The 17,175-nt window shown below is 58.4% G+C and carries 13 protein-coding genes; 8 read left to right on the top strand and 5 right to left on the bottom strand.

The features are described 5' to 3' along the window. The first annotated feature begins 83 nt into the window (after positions 1 to 83). Positions 84 to 2,429, top strand: a complete 2,346-nt coding sequence (locus QMK51_RS15270) for an acylase (protein WP_320390756.1) — start codon at positions 84 to 86, stop codon at positions 2,427 to 2,429. Between the two features lie 55 nt (positions 2,430 to 2,484). On the opposite strand, the gene QMK51_RS15265 is transcribed toward QMK51_RS15270, so the two are convergent. Continuing rightward, positions 2,485 to 3,486, bottom strand: a complete 1,002-nt coding sequence (locus QMK51_RS15265) for a FecR family protein (RefSeq protein ID WP_320390755.1) — start codon at positions 3,484 to 3,486, stop codon at positions 2,485 to 2,487. Positions 3,487 to 3,618: 132 nt separating this feature from the next. Then, positions 3,619 to 8,448: a dermonecrotic toxin domain-containing protein gene (locus tag QMK51_RS15260; protein WP_320390754.1), complete on the bottom strand. Its 4,830-nt coding sequence runs from the start codon at positions 8,446 to 8,448 to the stop codon at positions 3,619 to 3,621. A 228-nt stretch (positions 8,449 to 8,676) separates the two neighbouring features. Between QMK51_RS15260 and QMK51_RS15255 the strand changes: the two genes are divergently transcribed. Together QMK51_RS15255 and QMK51_RS15250 are read left to right on the top strand one after the other, a co-directional pair. Further along, positions 8,677 to 9,717, top strand: a complete 1,041-nt coding sequence (locus QMK51_RS15255; RefSeq protein WP_320390753.1) for an Ldh family oxidoreductase — start codon at positions 8,677 to 8,679, stop codon at positions 9,715 to 9,717. Between the two features lie 313 nt (positions 9,718 to 10,030). Continuing rightward, positions 10,031 to 10,978: an IS110 family transposase gene (locus QMK51_RS15250; RefSeq protein WP_320390752.1), complete on the top strand. Its 948-nt coding sequence runs from the start codon at positions 10,031 to 10,033 to the stop codon at positions 10,976 to 10,978. A gap of 34 nt (positions 10,979 to 11,012) precedes the next feature. Here QMK51_RS15250 and QMK51_RS15245 read toward each other — a convergent pair whose 3' ends face one another. Further along, positions 11,013 to 11,330: a DUF883 family protein gene (locus tag QMK51_RS15245; protein WP_320390751.1), complete on the bottom strand. Its 318-nt coding sequence runs from the start codon at positions 11,328 to 11,330 to the stop codon at positions 11,013 to 11,015. Positions 11,331 to 11,495: 165 nt separating this feature from the next. On the opposite strand from QMK51_RS15245, the gene QMK51_RS15240 reads away from it, so the two are divergent. Further along, positions 11,496 to 11,747, top strand: a complete 252-nt coding sequence (locus QMK51_RS15240; RefSeq protein WP_007937833.1) for a hypothetical protein — start codon at positions 11,496 to 11,498, stop codon at positions 11,745 to 11,747. Positions 11,748 to 11,772: 25 nt separating this feature from the next. On the opposite strand, the gene QMK51_RS15235 is transcribed toward QMK51_RS15240, so the two are convergent. Then, positions 11,773 to 12,687, bottom strand: coding sequence for a LysR family transcriptional regulator (locus QMK51_RS15235; protein WP_258695981.1), 915 nt, complete (start codon positions 12,685 to 12,687; stop codon positions 11,773 to 11,775). Positions 12,688 to 12,772: 85 nt separating this feature from the next. Between QMK51_RS15235 and QMK51_RS15230 the strand changes: the two genes are divergently transcribed. Beyond that, positions 12,773 to 13,696: a carbon-nitrogen hydrolase family protein gene (locus tag QMK51_RS15230; protein ID WP_320390750.1), complete on the top strand. Its 924-nt coding sequence runs from the start codon at positions 12,773 to 12,775 to the stop codon at positions 13,694 to 13,696. Positions 13,697 to 13,764: 68 nt separating this feature from the next. Further along, a complete protein-coding gene (locus QMK51_RS15225) occupies positions 13,765 to 15,327 on the top strand; it encodes an alkaline phosphatase D family protein (protein ID WP_320390749.1) in 1,563 nt (520 codons plus the stop codon). A 7-nt stretch (positions 15,328 to 15,334) separates the two neighbouring features. Here the strand turns inward: QMK51_RS15225 and QMK51_RS15220 are convergent, their stop codons facing one another. Further along, positions 15,335 to 15,802, bottom strand: coding sequence for an LEA type 2 family protein (locus QMK51_RS15220; protein WP_320390748.1), 468 nt, complete (start codon positions 15,800 to 15,802; stop codon positions 15,335 to 15,337). 212 nt (positions 15,803 to 16,014) lie between these two features. Between QMK51_RS15220 and QMK51_RS15215 the strand changes: the two genes are divergently transcribed. After that, positions 16,015 to 16,731, top strand: coding sequence for a helix-turn-helix transcriptional regulator (locus QMK51_RS15215; protein ID WP_258695978.1), 717 nt, complete (start codon positions 16,015 to 16,017; stop codon positions 16,729 to 16,731). Positions 16,732 to 16,783: 52 nt separating this feature from the next. After that, positions 16,784 to 17,125, top strand: coding sequence for a nuclear transport factor 2 family protein (locus QMK51_RS15210; RefSeq protein ID WP_258695977.1), 342 nt, complete (start codon positions 16,784 to 16,786; stop codon positions 17,123 to 17,125). Positions 17,126 to 17,175 lie beyond the last annotated feature (50 nt).

The raw sequence follows: 17,175 nt of genomic DNA, 5'->3' as shown, positions 1-17,175 counted from the left end.
TGAAAGGCTTAAATTTTTGCCGCTTGCTTCGTTTTCAGGGGAGGCGCATTGCGTGTCAGACGTCTTTTCGATCAGGAGCGAGCGTGATTATTTCCAGGCAGTTAACAAGGTTGAGCCTTGCGGGTGTGTTTCTGGGGCTGAGTCTTGCGGCAAACGCGCGTAGCCAGCCAGAGCAAGCGACGGCCGACATTCGTCGAACCGGTTTCGGCGTGCCACATATTCGGGCCGAAAACGAGCGTGGGCTCGGCTACGGCATCGGCTATGCCTACGCTCAGGATAATCTGTGCTTGCTGGCCAATGAGATCGTCACCGTCAATGGCGAGCGTTCACGGTATTTTGGCCCGGACCTGTTGACGGTCGAAGAGCGCGGGAACCTGGCCAGCGATCTGTTTTTCAGCTGGCTGAACACGCCACTGGCTGTCTCCGCCTTCTGGCAGGCGCAAACGCTTGAAGTCCGTGAGCTCATCGAAGGTTATGTGGCGGGTTACAACCGTTCGTTGGCAGAGCGTCGGGTGCAGGGGTTGCCGCAGCAATGCCAGGGGGAATGGGTGCGCGCGATTACCCCCCAGGACGTGGTCAAGCTGACCCGCCGTCTGCTGGTCGAAGGCGGCGTGGGGCAGTTTGCCGAAGCGTTGGCCGGCGCCACCCCGCCTAAAGCCGTCGCTCATGTGGCAGGCGAACCGGCGTCGTTCCAGCTGGCGGCTTCGCGCCTGCAACGGTTCGCTCTGGATCGCGGCAGCAACGCAGTGGCGGTCGGCAGTGAGCGCTCGTTCAACGGCCGCGGAATGCTGCTGGCCAACCCGCATTTCCCTTGGGTGGGCGGGATGCGTTTCTATCAGATGCACCTGACCATTCCCGGCAAACTGGACGTCATGGGCGCTGCGTTGCCAGGTATGCCCATGATCAACATCGGGTTCAACCAGCACCTGGCGTGGACCCACACCGTGGATTCGTCCAAGCACTTCACCCTGTATCGCCTGCAACTCGATCCAAAGGACCCGACCCGTTACTTGCTGGATGGCAAGTCCTTGCCGATGAGAAAGCAGACGCTGACAGTCAACGTGAAGCAACCCGATGGCCACACCCGGCAGATTTCCCATGTGGTCTATAGCTCGGAATTCGGCCCGATTGTTCAATGGCCCGGAAAACTGGACTGGAACAACCAGTTTGCCTACAGCCTGCGCGATGCCAACCTGGATAACGACCGTGTCTTGCAGCAGTGGTCCGCGATGAACCGTGCCGCCAGCCTCAAGGATTTTCAGGCCTCGGTGCACAAGATTCAGGGGATCCCGTGGGTCAATACCCTGGCGGTGGACGATCAGGGGCAGACGCTTTACATGAACCTGTCGGTGGTGCCGAACGTCAGTGCCGACAAGTTGGCAAAATGCAGCGATCCACGGGCCGGATTACAGATGATCCTGCTCGATGGCTCCAACAGCGCCTGCGCCTGGGACATCGACCCGCACGCCGCGCAAAAAGGTATTTATGCGGCAGACAAATTGCCGCAACTGCTGCGCAAGGATTTTGTGCAGCACTCCAACGATTCGGCCTGGATGGCCAACCCGGCACAACCGCTCACCGGTTTCTCGCCGTTGATCAGTCAGGACAACCAGCCACTGGGGCTGCGTTCGCGTTTCGCACTGGAGCGCCTGAGCAGTTTGAACAAGGTCGGCCCTGTCGCTGCGGCGGATCTGCAACACATGGTGATGGACGATCAGGTGTATCAGGCCGCCCTGGTGATGCCGGACCTGCTGCAATTCTGTGCCGCGGACCTCGGCCCCGATGCGCCGACGCTGACGCCGCTGTGTGCCAGCCTCAAGGCGTGGGATCACCGTGTGAATCTGGACAGTGGGCTGGGCTTTGTGCACTTTCAGAATGTCATGGTGCCGTTGCAGCGAATCCCTGACCTCTGGCGTGTAGCGTTCGATCCGAAGGACCCGCAACACACCCCGCGTGGCCTGGCAATCGAACGGCCGGAAGTCGCCAAAGCGGTCCGGACGGCGATGCTGGCCTCGGTAGAAAAGGTCAAAACCCTTGGCTTGAAGGCTGACAGCCGCTGGGGCGATATCCAGGTGGCCAGCAGTGGCAGGGAGCAAACGCCGATCCACGGTGGGCCGGGCACGCTGGGGGTGTATAACGCCATTCAAAGCGTGCCGAGAACCGACGGCAAACGCGAAGTCGTCAGTGGCACCAGTTATTTGCAGGTGGTGACGTTCGATGACAAGGGGCCGCAGGTTCAGGGGTTGCTGGCATTCTCGTTGTCCAGCGACCCGGCGTCGAAGTATTCCCGGGACCAGACACAGGCCTTTTCGAAGAAACAGTTGAGTGTGTTGCCGTTCACCGAGCAGCAGATCACGGCTGATCCGCAGTACCAGGCTCAGACGATCCGCGAGCAGGACGAAAAGGTGGGGAAGATCGCCGCGCAGTAACAGCAACAGCGTTGAAATGAAAAAGTGAAGGCCGCACCCCTCAGGGTGTCGGCCTTCAGCTTTTTGGGGCTTGTTGAGGCATCGAGTTGAGGACCGGATTGCCGTCCTGGTTGCGGGTCAGGTAGACCGGCAGCACCTTGGGCAGCGAAGCCACCAGGTTATTGAGTTCTTTGATGTTGTAGATACCGCCGAGGCGAATCGAACCGGTGCTGTGGTCTGCAAGCATCACCGGTTTGTTCAGATAACGATTGATCAACGGCAGGGCGTCGGTCAGCGCCAGATTATCAAGCACCAGCTTACCGCTGCGCCAGGCCAGCGACTGATCGTTGGCATAGGTCTGGCTGATTTGCGGGGTGAAGTCGCCGTGCCTGTAACGTGCCTGCATCGCAGGTTCCAGGCGTAGACCGTCGCCGGGCAGGGCATCGTTACTGGTCACCAGCACGGAACCCTCGATCAGGTTCACGCGGACCTGGTCTTCATACATCCAGACATTGAATTGGGTGCCGGTGACGCGAATCCTGCCGTCGCCCGCCCTGACAATGAACGGGTGCTGCAGGTCGTGGCTGACGCTGAAGAAGGCTTCGCCTTTTTTCAGCGTGACACGACGTTGATCCTTGTAATTGCTGAACGTCAGTTCACTGCCCAGGTTCAGTTCAACCTGACTGCCGTCGCTTAACGTGACCTGACGAACATTCTCGGTCGCCTCGAAATGCTGATAGGCATTGGGCAGCCAACCCAGGTTCCATCCGGTATACGCCGCCAGTGGCAGCGCCAGGGCGCAGACGGTGGCGGCAATACCGAAGGCGCGCCAGGGCGTTGTCGGTTTGACCCGAACAGCCGGCGCGGCGGATTCGGGACGCGGTAAATCCCCCGCAACATCCCAGATCTCCAGCATGGCTTCGTACTCGAAGGCATGCAGCGGATGAGCATCACGCCATTGCTCGAACGCCAGGCGTTCTTCGGCCGTGCAGTCGATGGCGTGCAGCCGCATACACCAGTGCGCAGCGGCATCGGTGATGGCGTCGTATTGGGCTTGCGAGAGAGAGTGGTCGGTCATTGACTCATCCTGATTTCCTGCATTCTAACCTTGAGGGCAAGTCTGCGAGAACAACCGTCATGGCATTTCCCCATCAAAGTCGAAACTATTTTACAGGGCACTGACGTTGCGCCAGTGCCCTGTCACCGCGTTTCAGGGCGTGTCGACGTGAAGCTGGCGTCCCAAATGAGTGATAAGCCAGGCGATGGAGTCAGCGTTGGCCAGTTGGACCGCCAGTCTCGCCGTCGTATCCTTTTTGAAATGCGTGCGTGCTTCGGCCAATGTCTTTTTGCCGGTCAGGCTCAAAATCTGCTGATGTAGATAATCGGTGTTCTCATGGCTGGTTTTACCAAAGTCTTCCCACACGTTTGTTTCGGCATTCAAAACGGTGAACAGCTCGTATAAAGGCGTATGGTTTGAAAGCGCCTCCTGAGCCTGCGTCAACGTCCTGCTCAGCTTGGCGCCACGGGTCGTGGTGGTATCAATCAGATCGACAAACGGTCTGCCGCAATCCAAATAAACGATATCCTCCGCGTTACAGATCACATGCGACAGCTCGTGGATCAACGTCGTTGCACGGGCGTGAGCACGGATCGGGAAAGAGGCATCGGTCAGGTAATTACGGTAGTGATCCAGATAGGGCATAAAAAACTTCTCTGCCAGATAGATTTTTTTCTCCTGGTCGGCAGGGATCGTGAAGCCAAATGTAATGTCCCGGTGTTCATGAACTCTTCCAGTAACAAAGCGCTTCGACTTCTCGTTCCTGAGCGTCGGGTCCACCAGGGCACTGAGGATTTCTTCTACGACTTTCTCTATCTTCGCCACATGCGCGGGCAATATCGCCGGTACATCTAGAAATCTCTTGATCAGTTGATGGACCGGTGTCTCTGTGTCGCCTGTTTTTTTCAACAGTTGCAAGTTGCGGAAGCTGTTCCAGGCATAGGTGGTAGCGAAGTCAAGGCTTTCATCGATCAGCCGGGCCCGTACAGGGAAGAGCCTGCGTATTTCGGCCATTCCATTGGCTTCGACGTTCATCCCATCCCGGACAGCGGACCATGTTTTAAGCCGCTTGCTTAAACTGTACTGGCGAGCCTGCGTGTCCTCCGGCTCCCGCACCCACTGCTTTGAAGCGTTCTGCACGACATAGGGGCCATCGCTGCCCGAACTACTGATGCGCCAGCGCTTGCCGCGTTTTTCGAGTGGATAGACCTTTCCTTCAACCGGAGCGTATTTTTTCTTTGTGGTCGGGTGTGTGTAGAGCCCAAGGGTGGCGTCCCGGGTCATTGAGCCGAGGTCGGCATCAATGTGCTCGCGGCTCTGCAACCCTGTGCGTACCGGATCGGTAATGGCGATGTCCCGCCATTGAAGGTTGACACTGGTTGGAGGGGGGGAAGGCTCACTTGCCGCCGCCGAGGGTTCTGCCTGGCTTTCCATTGACTGGCGCAACATCGCCAGTTGCGCTACGCCGCTGATAAAGGACTTTATCGCCGGCCCCCATTTGTGTTGTTGAAGGTCCTCTGCAGACTCCTTGATATCGCGATAGCTGTGCCACACGACAATCGGGTAGGCCAGCTTGCCCAGCAGGAACGTATAGGCTTGTTCAGGAGCGTCACCCAATACGCGTTTTATGGTTTCCCAGTCGCCCTGAGCGTCCTTCAAGGATTGGGTGCCCAGCAGTCGCGCCAGGCATTCGACATTTGCGTTGAACAGGTGCTTGAACAGATCGCCCCTGATGGGTTTGGAGGCCAGACTGACTTCGCCGGACGCAGTCGTACTGGTCACATGGCTGTCGTAATGCGTGCGGTCAGTATGCGACAGACTGTTGCGCACCCAACTCTGCAGTGGGCCTTGTGACTTGAGCTCCGTCAGCAACAGATGTTCGTTTTCATATTCCTTCACTCCATGGCCAGGGCTATAGGGCGCGATAAGCACCTGTGGTCCCGCCGTGTTCGGTTTGGGGCCGATCAAATAAATGCCTGGTACTTTGATCGACGACAGACCTTTACCGTAGAGGATCTCAAGTGGACGGATTATCGCATTCGCACCGTCGACGGCCTCGCGGGCGATTGCATCGGGCATGTCCATGACTTGCCGAATGAAGTCGAACCCGGTTTCGCTCAGGCGTTCCTGCAGTTTTAGCGAATGCGCGTAGTGCAACAGTTGCCACGGTAATTGTGCGGCGAACAGCTGCCGGGAGGCTTTCGCACTCGTATTGGTTTCGGCAAACGCTGCCGTCACTATTTTTTGCTGAAGCTGGCCGACATCCAGCTTTCGTATCAGGCTCTTGATGTAACGCTTGTCCATTTTGGCCGGGACGGCGGTGGAGGTGAGTGACACCAGCTTGAAGTCGGCATTGTCCAGTTCATGAAAGTGAGTCAATGCAAAAGCCGACAGCGTCAGCGTCTCTGCGCCAGACGTTAGGGGCGAGGCAACCTGCACTTGAACGTTGTCCGGATCAATGTCCAGTCGATCGGCCTTGAGTAACTTTTTCAACTCGAACTGTGCCGTGCGTTCAAGAGAGCGCACGCCGGTCAGGTAATCCTTATCGTCCTTGGCATTGTTCAGGTATTGCTGAAGCAGTTCTGCATGCAGTACCTGATCCTGTATGGACGCTTTGGCCAACCATACCGGAAGTTTTTGTTGGGTCGCCAGAGAGCGTGCGAGGTCTGTTGCCCGACGTAGCCCTGTCTTCGGTGTGTGCAATGCCACCAGGTTCAGTAGATTTTTCAGAATCGGTGCGGGCAGTGAGGAGGCCAAGGCGCGTTCGACCGAGATTTGATCCAGCCGAACGAATGGTTTTTGTATGTGATCCAGAAAATCCTCATGAATCAGCTGTAATGGCGCGAGGGTAAAGGTACGCCCTGATGTTCGCTGGCTTCTTTCGAGATTCTCCAGAATCGCTGGGCGATCGTCCTCGCTCTGCAAACGTCTTTTGAATGCTGTCAGCAGCGGGGTAAGGGAAGTAAAGGCTTCGAATCCCGAGGCAGGGGTCCATAGAATCGCCTTGCCGGAGTGGGTCGGGTCCTGACCGCCGCGCTCGGTGAGTACAAAACAACTGGCGAGCTTGAGCACGTCACTGGTGTCGTCGGCCTTGAGTGCCAGGGAAAAGACATCCGGCAGAAACCCGTTCAGAGCACCGCGTTGCAGCCGGACCGGCGTCTCGAACAGTGTTTTGATCATCGCCAGTTCCGTCGTCCCAAGCGCGCGGGCGACGCCCAGCAGTTTGTGCTCGCTACGCAATGCGGTGCTCAAGGTATGCACAAACTTGGGTTGCAGTTGCTCAAGAGACGAACGAGCGAGGGTTTGTGCCGCCGCGAACGTTGTAACCGAAATGGACGGGTGTTGATCAAGCTGATGCTCGAGTGCCTGCTTGACGGTGGAGAGACTTGCCAGTTGTTCTTTTGCTGATTCTGCACGCACGGTGGCCGGTCGCGCACTCCAACGCTGATCGGCCCGGGTGCTCCAGCGGCCGTTTGCATCGCCGGTCAACAGGCGATTGTCGATCAGGCCTCGTACATCCAGCGCCTTGTCGAGCAACGCATGTACATTGAGCGTGCCCTCGCTTTCCCGGTACCGGCTCAGGGCGTATGTCAGGTTCTGCAGTTGCTTGGCGCGGACATCTTCAATGAGTTGCTCAAATACTTGGCCGGTAATCGGTTCTCCAATGATCAGCCGCTCCTGCGGCTCAAGCGAAAGGAAGGTGTCGCGTTCGTCGAGGGACATGAAATTGAGCAGATTGTCCTCGTGACCCTCGCTTCTGAGCATGGCCAGCGCCGTGTCTTTTATCGCTGCAAGATCGGTACTGGCCTGGATGCCTGAGGAGTGGGTGTACAGGTAGCCCAAGGTGTCCGAGTTGCCGCTCATAAAGGTGGACGCGAGCTCTACATAATGTTTGTAGAGCGCGCTGACGCGTACTTTCTCGACCCGTAGCGGGAGTTCTGGGGCAGGCTCGGCTCCGCTGACGCTCATCAACTCCAGATATTCAGCGGTGGTCAAAATACCTTGCTGACGCTTTAGCAGAAGATCCACATGATAGGTATCTCGCAGGCTCTCGGCGAAAAAGTCGGAACGGGACTGCCCGCCGCTCATGGGGGCATTCCAGAAGGTTTCGAGCAGACTCTGCAGGCGGGGTGTGAAGCTTTGCGCGATCTCTTTTATCTCGCGTTCCCAGGCCTGGTTGTCAGCGTGGTTGCTCACACCGTGGCCTGGGTTGGAGAAGGTTCTGATATCGCCATCCGGCCACTGATTGGTCAGGTAGACGTGCAGCAGGGCATCGCTCAAAGACAGCGAAGAAAGCTTGCGCCGGTTTTGCGGGTGGGTGGTATCGGAGGCGGGAGAAGCGCTGTCGATATAACTGTCCAGTTGTGTACGGCGCTGGTCCAGTTTGGGAAAACGCTTGGCCAGGGCGATTTTGAGTGTCTCGTCCAGCATCGACTGCAGCGATGGCATTTTCACCAGTTCGGCCAGCATCGTCTGGATGTTCTGCGCCTGGTTGCGGTCGAGGGTCTGTTCCTGGTCCTGAAACGCCGCCCCCTCGATCTTTTGCGTCGACACCGTCAAGCCCGTGGTTGCCGATGCAGTCGAACGCTGTTCGATGGAGAGGTAACGCAGCAGCGCCTGCTGGTCGCTGGCCTGGCTCAGCCATCTCTCGAGTTGCGTTGTGAGGTCGGTCATGTCGGCGAATTTGACGAGGCCTTTCCAGGGTGTATAGAGGATGACTTCGCTTTTGTTGGGACGACTCATGCAAAACGCACCGGCCAATGGAATGTCGGGTCCGGCGGACATCTGCAACATCAGCCGATCTATCTGCATCGCAGCCTTTTGGGTTGTGCGAGCCTCGTGGGTGGCGAGATAAACACCACCCTTCAACCATTTCAGGTCATCAAGGGTGAAGTTCAGCGCTTTCTCGCGCTCGCCGGGTTGTTTTGCATTGGATGCACGTTCTGCCTCGTCGAAAAAATACGGCAGCGGGGGAGCAGTCATGGTTTGTCCTCGATGGGCTGCGATGAATGGTGATCGCAGGTTGCTGGGTCGAGGGAAAACAGTAGGGCCAATGCAAAGCCCGGGTGCGGTACATATTGCTTGACTCGATCCTTTGCTGGAGGCTTGACAGGACGCCGGTAAAACAGCGCTTAATCGACGACTTTTTCGGGTTGCCCGCAACCTCGTTTGACCTGTTGCCCATACCCAATAATAAAACCGGAGCTTCAGATGACCGCATCGCCTGAAATGGCCGTTAACTCGAACACCCAAACCCTCGATTTCGACGCGCTCGTTCTATTGCTCGAGCAGATATTCCAGCGCCATGGCACCTCAGCCGACGTCGCCAGAACCCTGGCCCTCAACTGCGCCGGTGCCGAACGCGACGGGGCTCACAGTCACGGTGTGTTCCGCATTCCCGGTTATGTGTCGACGCTGAAGAGCGGCTGGGTCAATGGTCAGGCCGTGCCGGTGGTCGAGGACGTGGCCTCGGGGTTTGTCCGGGTCGATGCTGGCAATGGTTTCGCCCAGCCGGCCCTCGCGGCGGCGCGGCCATTGCTGGTGGAAAAAGCCCGCAGCGCCGGTATTGCGGTGTTGGCCATCCGCAATTCCCACCATTTCGCCGCCTTGTGGCCGGACGTCGAGCCGTTTGCCGAAGAAGGGCTGGTGGCACTGAGTGTGGTCAACAGCATGACCTGCGTGGTGCCGCACGGCGCCGATCGCCCGCTGTTCGGAACCAACCCGATTGCCTTCGCCGCGCCCAGGGCCGACGGTGATCCGATCGTCTTCGACCTCGCCACCAGCGCCATTGCCCATGGCGATGTACAGATCGCTGCCCGCAAAGGCGAGCGCTTGCCGGCAGGCATGGGTGTGGACAGCCTGGGCCAGCCGACCCAGGACCCGAAAGCGATTCTCGAGGGTGGCGCCTTGCTGCCATTTGGCGGGCATAAAGGTTCGGCGCTGTCGATGATGGTGGAACTGTTGGCGGCGGCGTTGACCGGCGGCAATTTTTCTTTCGAGTTCGACTGGTCGAACCATCCGGGTGCCAAAACCCCCTGGACCGGTCAACTGCTGATCGTGATCGATCCGAGCAAGTCGGCGGGGCAGAACTTCGCCGAACGCAGCCAGGAACTGGTCCGGCAGATGCACGGTGTGGGGCTCAAGCGTTTACCGGGTGATCGGCGTCACCAGCAGCGCGCCAAGTCTGGTGCTCAAGGCATCTCGCTCGATGTACAGACGCTGGCGAATCTGCGGGAATTGGCGGGGCTTTGAGCCCTGGAGAGTCAAACGCAATCCATGTGGGAGCGGGCTTGCTCGCGAAAGCGGTGTGTCAGGCGACATCAATGTTGACTGTGCCGCCGCCTTCGCGAGCAAGCCCGCTTGTATGGTAGGACTTGAAGGGAGGAGGAGGGACAAAGCCCGATTCTGACTGTTGACGCAGTACAGATCCGTGGGAGATTTCGCCCCTCCTCCTTTCACCCAAGCGCCGATAAAGAATGCATCTGGCTAGACCGACGATAGGAACAAGCCTGCGCCTCTGGGTGAGCCCTTCAAGTGTTCAAAACCATATCCCGGAGGAAATACAATGGCAATGCCGGTTTCTGTCACACAGCCGATCGTAGGTGTGGATGTCGCCAAGAACGAACTGGTGATCTATCACGCCGAACTTGACCTGCTTGAAGAGATTCCCAACAACAAAGCAGCCATCAAGACGTGGTTGAAGGCCTTGCCAGGGACAGTCGCGGTAGCTATTGAATCGACCAATATCTATCACTTGGAGTTCGCTGATCTGGCCTATGAGGCCGGCTGCACGATTTACATGGTGGGTGGCTATGAACTCAGCCATTACCGCAAAGGGGTGAATATCCGTGCCAAAACCGATGCGCTGGATGCCAGGCTGCTCGCTCGCTATCTGAAGAACGAAGGTGATGATCTTCATCCGTGGACCCCGCCATCACCGCTGTACCGCCAGCTCCTGAGCCTCTTCCGTCGTCGCGCAGCCTTGGTTCAGGCGCGGGTCGGCCTGGTGCAAAGCTGGGCGAATGAGCCGCTGTTGAAGACAGCTTTCGCCGAGCAAGTGAAATCCATGCAGCAGCTTGAGGCGCTGGTCGAAAAGACGATTAATGATCATCTGAAGGAAGCCGGCTTGCTCAGTCAGTTGAAGCGTTGCGTGAAAGTTGAAGGCATTGGTTTTTTGACCGGAGCCCGCTTGCTCACGGCGTTTCAGCGGGGCGACTTCAGAAACGCGGATGCCTTTATTGCCTTCCTGGGAATGGATCTGCGCGTGTCGAAGTCAGGACAAAAGGATGGTCGTCGGAGTCTGACCAAGCGAGGTGACCCGGAAGCCCGCCGGCTTTTGCACAATGCAGCCATGTCGGCCAGCCGTACGCCCGCCTGGAAAGGCTTTTACGAAGAGCAAAGAGCTCGAGGCTTCAGCACCACTCAGGCGCTGGTGATACTGGCTCGCAAGCTTGCTCGGATCGTATTCGCTCTGCTGAAAGGGCAGAGCGAATACCAACCAAAAGCCGGTTGAGGGCTTCCCCTCAACCATAGAATCTCCCACAGGTTCAACGTCGGCCCAACAACAGCCCGACCACCAGACCGAATCCGGCGGAGATGGCCACGGTTTGCCAAGGATGACCGCCGATGTAGATTTCGGTGGCGTCGACCGCAGGTTGGGTCCGGTCACGAACACTGGAGACTGAACTTCGGGCCTGCTGGAGTTTCTGGGCGATTTGTCCGCGAAGGGTGTCAGCTTCTTCACCGACCAGTGAAGCGCTGCTTTTCAGCAGTTTTTCCGACTCTTCGATCAGGGCCTGAAGTTCGCTGAAGACTTGATCCTTGATTTGATCCTCGGCGACTTGATCGGCGGTTTTGCGGGCCATTGGAGTACTCCTTGCAGGTGAATGGACAGTGAACAATGGAGTCTGACGCGGCTGAAAAAGTTGCAGCCATTTTGCGTGGTGACTCAACCCTGAAGAAAAATCCAGCACAGGACATTTCCTCCTACAGTGTAAGATGTCGCCTATTTTACGCAGCAGGTAACTCCCATGAGCTTCAATCTGGCCGACAAACCCCTTGCCGAGCGCGCGGCGCTTGAAGATGAAAAATCCCGTCTGTTCGAACTCTGGCAAAACAACCTGGGCAAAGCCAAGGGCGAAGCCGCGCGGTTGTTCGGTGAACGCGCCAAGCGCAAAGGCAAATGGGCCGAGTGGGTGCGTTCCGAACTCGACGGTATGTCGCCCCCGGAGTTCGCGAACATGGTGCGCAGTGAAGTCAATCGCCTGATGGCCGCTAAATAAGTTTCTACCTGACACTACTCGGCTCCTACGGGTGGGAAAAGATCGCGACAATCGCCTCGCGCACTTTCAACACCACCGGGTCGAGCTGCGTACTGGTGCGCCAGCCCAGTTCGATCGGGTAACGCGGCAGCGCCAAAGGGCAGGGCAGTAGCACCAGCCCGCTGAGCGCGGCGATACTTTGGGCCGCATGGGCCGGAATGGTCGCCACCGCCTGACTGCCTTTGAGCAGATACGGCAACGCGGCAAAGTGCGTGGTCGATGCGCAGACCCGCCGACTCAATCCCAACGCCGCCAGACCTTCATCGGTAATCCCGATAAAACCGCCCGATGACACCAGAATGTGCTCGCGGGCGACGAAGTCCTCAAGGCTGAGGGTCTGCTGCCCATCGGCCAGGCTGAGGGGATCCGCCAGGCAGAGATAACCCCCTTCACCCAGCACCTGACGACTGAGCAAACGCTCGGCAAACCCGCCTGCCGTGATTGCCAGATCAATGCTGCGCTCCATCAAGGCCTGGGCGACGATTTGGCTATGGGTCTGGCGAAAGATCAGCCGCAGTTTCGGCGCACAGCGAGCGATCTCTTCGATCAATCGGCGGCCGTAGGCGATTTCGAAATCATCCGACAAACCCACCGTCACTGAGCGTCCGTCGTAATGGTGGGCCGCCGGATCGACCATCGCCAGGCTCTGCCGGCATTTATTCAGTGCATCGCTGACCACCGGTTTCAGCTGATTGGCCTTGAGCGTCGGCGCAAGACCTCGACCCGTGCGCACGAATAACTGATCGCCATACACTTCTCGCAATCGGCGCAACGCCGCGCTGACCGCCGATTGCGTCACACCCAGACGCAGCGCGGCACGGCTGGCGCTGGATTCCTCATGCAGGGCTTCGAAGACTTTGAGCAGATTGAGATCGACGCAGGCGATATTCATTTGATTCATATCATTCAGCAGTGAGCAGGGCTTTATTCATGATCCTGTGGCGCCGGAGAATGAGCAACACCTCATTACTGACGGAGTTACCGCGATGCCCAAGTCCATCGTTGCTGCACTGCAAATCGGTGCCTTGCCCGGCGGCAAGGCCGACACCCTGGAACAGATTCTTGCCTGGGAAAACGCCATTATCGAATCCGGCGCCGCACTGGTGGTCATGCCTGAAGCATTGCTCGGCGGTTACCCCAAAGGCGAGGGCTTCGGTACACAACTGGGTTATCGACTGCCGGAAGGTCGTGAAGCGTTTGCGCGGTATTTCGCCAACGCCATCGACGTGCCCGGTGTCGAGACCGAGGCCCTGGCCGGTTTGTCGGCCCGCACCGGGGCCAATCTGGTGATCGGTGTGATCGAACGCGCGGGCAGCACCTTGTACTGCACCGCGTTGTACTTCGATCCGCAGGCCGGGCTGGTCGCCAAACACCGCAAGCTGATGCCCACCGGCACCGAGCGATTGATCTGGGGCCAGGGCGATGGCTCGACTCTGCCGGTCATCGACAGCCAGGTCGGGCGAATCGGCGCGGTGGTGTGCTGGGAAAACATGATGCCGTTGCTGCGTACTGCGATGTACGCCAAAGGCGTGGAAGTCTGGTGCGCGCCGACCGTGGACGAGCGGGAAATGTGGCAGGTCAGCATGCGCCACATCGCCCATGAAGGCCGCTGCTTTGTGGTCAGCGCCTGTCAGGTGCAAGACTCACCGCAAGCCTTGGGCCTGGACATCGCCAACTGGCCGGCGCAGCGCCCGTTGATTGCCGGTGGCAGTGTGATTGTCGGCCCCATGGGCGACATTCTCGCCGGGCCGCTGCGTGGCGAGGCGGGTTTGCTCACCGCTGAAATCGACACTGATGATTTGATCCGCGCCCGATACGACTACGACGTGGTCGGGCACTACGCGCGCCCGGATGTGTTTGAGTTGACGGTGGATGAGCGAGCCAAACCGGGCGTGCGGTTCAACACATAAATCGGGTGGGGGCGTGATTGTCGTCTAGTCTCTAGGCGTTTATACCCCCGTCAATGGATGGACTGCCCATGAGTGTGTTACTCGGCCCGATTCTGCAGTTTCGTGGCATCAACAGTAGTGTCTATAACGTGTCGGCTCTGGTGGTTCTACCCTTGGGCGGGGCATCGCCCAGCGTGAAGGTGCCCAAGGGTGTCACTGCCGGCAAACCGTTGGCCACCGCCGATATCCCGCTGCTCAATCCTCAGCACCGCGTCTGGCGCATTGATTTCAAAGCACCGCAAGACAAAGCCGTTGCCACCACTTACACGATCTACATAGAAGGGGCAGAGGCCAACTTTGTCGTTCCGGCCAAGGGCCAGTCGCCGCGCATCGCGTATGTGTCGTGCAACGGCTTCTCGGACCCCAAGGACATGGAGAAGGTGGACAGGAACAACGAGCGTTGGGAGCACATGTGGGGCGTTCATCAAAGCAAGCCCTATCACCTGCTGTTGATGGGTGGCGATCAGCTTTACAGCGACGACATGCGCAGCAGTGTGTCGTCCATGAAAGCATGGTTTGCCAAACCTTTCGCCGATCGTCAAAAGGCCGTCTACACCAAGGTGATCGAAGCAGATCTGGACAAGTTTTTCGCCAGGCTCTACCTGGAGTGCTGGAAACAGCCTGAGGTCGCGAAGCTATTCAGCGCCATCCCGACGGTGATGATGTGGGATGACCATGACATCATCGACGGCTGGGGTTCCTACGATGAGATGCTGCATTCAAGTCCGGTGTTCCAGGGGCTGTTTGCCACGGCCAAACGCTATTTCAGGATTTTCCAGCAGCAACTGATCCAGACCCATCCGCACCTCAAACCGTCCGCTGATACGCATCCCTGCGCGATTCCGGGTACCGCCGACGGCTTTCACCTGGGGTTCACCGGCCTGGGCGAGTTGGCATTGTTGGTTCCCGACCTGCGCAGCGAACGCGCGCCGGACTTGACGACTCCACGGGCTCAACAGACACGGGTGATTTCGCCCCTCAGTTGGGATGCGATTTATGCCTGGCTGGACAAGCTCAAGGCGCACAAGCACCTGTTGCTGATGTCGAGTATTCCCGTGGGTTACCTTGATTTGCAGGCGGCCGAAAAGGCGCTGGACCTGATGTCGGGGCAACAGGAACTCGAGGACGATTTGCGCGACCACTGGCGAAGCCAGCCCCACCGAGACGAACGCAAGCGGCTGATCATGCGGCTGCTGGATTTCGCCAATGCCGAGTCATGCAAGGTCACGCTGGTGTCCGGTGATGTTCATGTGGCCGGGGCCTGTGTGATCGAATCGAAGTTGTCCCGGCATAACGTCGATGGTGCAGGAACGATCTACCAATTGATTTCGACCGGGGTCGTGCATCCTTCGCCGCCGGTGCTGGCGGTGCAATTTCTGGAGTCCATTGGCGGGCACCAGGAACAGATCGACTACGCCATCACCGGAACCATGTTGCCCATCGGCACAAGGGGACGTTACCTGATTGCCGCTCGAAACTGGCTGGCGATAGAGCCGGATGAGGGCGGCAACGGCAAAACCCGACTGTGGGCCAACTGGCACATAGAAGGTCTCAAGCATTGTGTGACGCAGGTGATCGACCCCGTTACATAACGGGGCGTTACCAGGTGCCGGAGGTCGAACCCGGCAGGCTGAGCTTGCCGCGATCGACAAAACGCAGGGTACCGAACGCGCCGCCAGCCAGCTTGCCGCGCAGTACGTAGGGCAGATTGTCCAGGGTCTGCGTCTGACTCAACCCCAGGGTCTGACGCAGCACCGTGAACGCCGAAATGCTCACCGGCACCACTAACACTGCTTCGGAGAACCGTGGGATCGAGCCCGACTGGTTGCTGACGCCGGAGGCGAGTGGTCGGCCGTTGACTTCCAGGTCCAGCGCCACGCCGTTGTAGGCGATCGCGGTTTCGTTGGGATTTTGCACGCGCAGTTTTACCGCGAAACGCACTTCCAGTTCCTGGCTTTGCAGCGGCTCGATACCGACCACGTTAATGTGCAGCGGATCGCGACTGGGGAACAGGGCGCAGGCGCTGAGGGAGAGCAGCAGGAAGGACAGGATGATTAATCTGCGCATGGACAGGCTCTCGGGCAGGAAGATATTCAGCACGATAGCGCACAACGCACGGACGTGTTTGTATGCGGTTAAACACAAGGTCGATCGCTAACGCGCAAACCAAAATGTGGGAGCGGGCTGTGTCAGGCTCTTGGAGCGAGATCACTCCTGCCAGTTTCTGGCAGCAGCCTCTGCTAAGCTCCGGCGACTTTTCAGGAAAGAGCCTGCCGACCGTGTCACGAACCACTCGTTTACTGACCTTGTTACAAGTGCTGCGGGGCAAAAGTCGTCCGGTGACTGCCGCGACATTGGCCAGCGAACTGGAGATTTCCGAGCGCACGCTGTACCGCGACATCGCGGAACTCACCGCGCTCGGCGCGCCGATCTTTGGCGAAGCGGGGATCGGTTATGTGTTGCGCAGCGGTTTGTTTCTACCGCCCTTGATGCTCAATGCCGATGAAACCGAAGCCATTGTGCTCGGTTTGCGTTACGTGGATCAGCGTGGCGATGAGGTCTTGAGCAAAGCCGCGGCCGATGCCCTGGCAAAAATCGCCGCGGTGCTCGACCCGACGGCCCAGGATGCCTTGCGCAACCCGACGGTGTTGCCGGGCCCACCAGGTTGTGGCTACCCGCAAAATGCCGTGCCCTTGAATGTGTTTCGCCAGGCCATCCGCGATCAGGCCAAGCTGCACCTCGATTACGCGGACGCCAATCAGGTGCCCAGTCAGCGGCTGATCTGGCCACTGGCCCTGGGGTTTCTCAACGAGGTGCGGATCATTGTCGCCTGGTGTGAGTTACGCAGCGCCTATCGCACGTTTCGCACCGACCGGATCTCGGCCGCCACTGAACAGGGCGAACGTTATCCGGGGCGGCGCAGCGACCTGTTGCGCACCTGGCGCAAGCAGATGCAACTGGACGAAGCAGGGCGTTTCACTCCTGACAAGAACTGACACAGGCTTGTTTTAGCATGGCTCCAGAATCAACTCACAAGGAGCCGTAAACATGTCCAGTCCAGCCTCTTCACTGGCCCCTGCCATCGCCGCCTACATTGCTGCCGCCAATGCTCGCGACACGTCGAGGGTCGCCAGTTTTTTCGCTGAGAATGCCAATGTGTTCGATGAGGGGCAGCATCAAGTCGGCACGCAAGCCATTGCTCAATGGATGCAAGACACCGCACAACGTTACCAACCCCGGGTCGAGGTGCTCGACGTTCAGCTGCGCACCGGAAAAGTGCTGGTCCACAACCTGATCTCCGGCACCTTTCCCGGTAGCCCGCTGGAACTGCGCTACACGTTCCGCCTCAATGAACAGGGCAAGATCGCCCGGCTGGACATCTCTCTGTAACCCGGTGCGAAACTTGTGGGAGCGAGCAAGCCCGCTCCCACATGAATTGC

Origin of the sequence: Pseudomonas sp. P9_31, from assembly GCF_034008235.1 — a bacterium.
Classification (GTDB): domain Bacteria; phylum Pseudomonadota; class Gammaproteobacteria; order Pseudomonadales; family Pseudomonadaceae; genus Aquipseudomonas.
This window is presented reverse-complemented; position numbering and strand designations above follow the sequence as displayed.

Bases quoted from the DNA above. Each gene is read 5' to 3' on its own strand.
- QMK51_RS15245 (WP_320390751.1), bottom strand. From the start codon at position 11,330: ATGGCCCGCAAAACCGCCGATCAAGTCGCCGAGGATCAAATCAAGGAT.
- QMK51_RS15260 (WP_320390754.1), bottom strand. From the start codon at position 8,448: ATGACTGCTCCCCCGCTGCCGTATTTTTTCGACGAGGCAGAACGTGCA.
- QMK51_RS15240 (WP_007937833.1), top strand. From the start codon at position 11,496: ATGAGCTTCAATCTGGCCGACAAACCCCTTGCCGAGCGCGCGGCGCTT.
- QMK51_RS15210 (WP_258695977.1), top strand. From the start codon at position 16,784: ATGTCCAGTCCAGCCTCTTCACTGGCCCCTGCCATCGCCGCCTACATT.
- QMK51_RS15250 (WP_320390752.1), top strand. From the start codon at position 10,031: ATGGCAATGCCGGTTTCTGTCACACAGCCGATCGTAGGTGTGGATGTC.
- QMK51_RS15220 (WP_320390748.1), bottom strand. From the start codon at position 15,802: ATGCGCAGATTAATCATCCTGTCCTTCCTGCTGCTCTCCCTCAGCGCC.
- QMK51_RS15230 (WP_320390750.1), top strand. From the start codon at position 12,773: ATGCCCAAGTCCATCGTTGCTGCACTGCAAATCGGTGCCTTGCCCGGC.
- QMK51_RS15235 (WP_258695981.1), bottom strand. From the start codon at position 12,687: ATGAATCAAATGAATATCGCCTGCGTCGATCTCAATCTGCTCAAAGTC.
- QMK51_RS15265 (WP_320390755.1), bottom strand. From the start codon at position 3,486: ATGACCGACCACTCTCTCTCGCAAGCCCAATACGACGCCATCACCGAT.
- QMK51_RS15255 (WP_320390753.1), top strand. From the start codon at position 8,677: ATGACCGCATCGCCTGAAATGGCCGTTAACTCGAACACCCAAACCCTC.
- QMK51_RS15225 (WP_320390749.1), top strand. From the start codon at position 13,765: ATGAGTGTGTTACTCGGCCCGATTCTGCAGTTTCGTGGCATCAACAGT.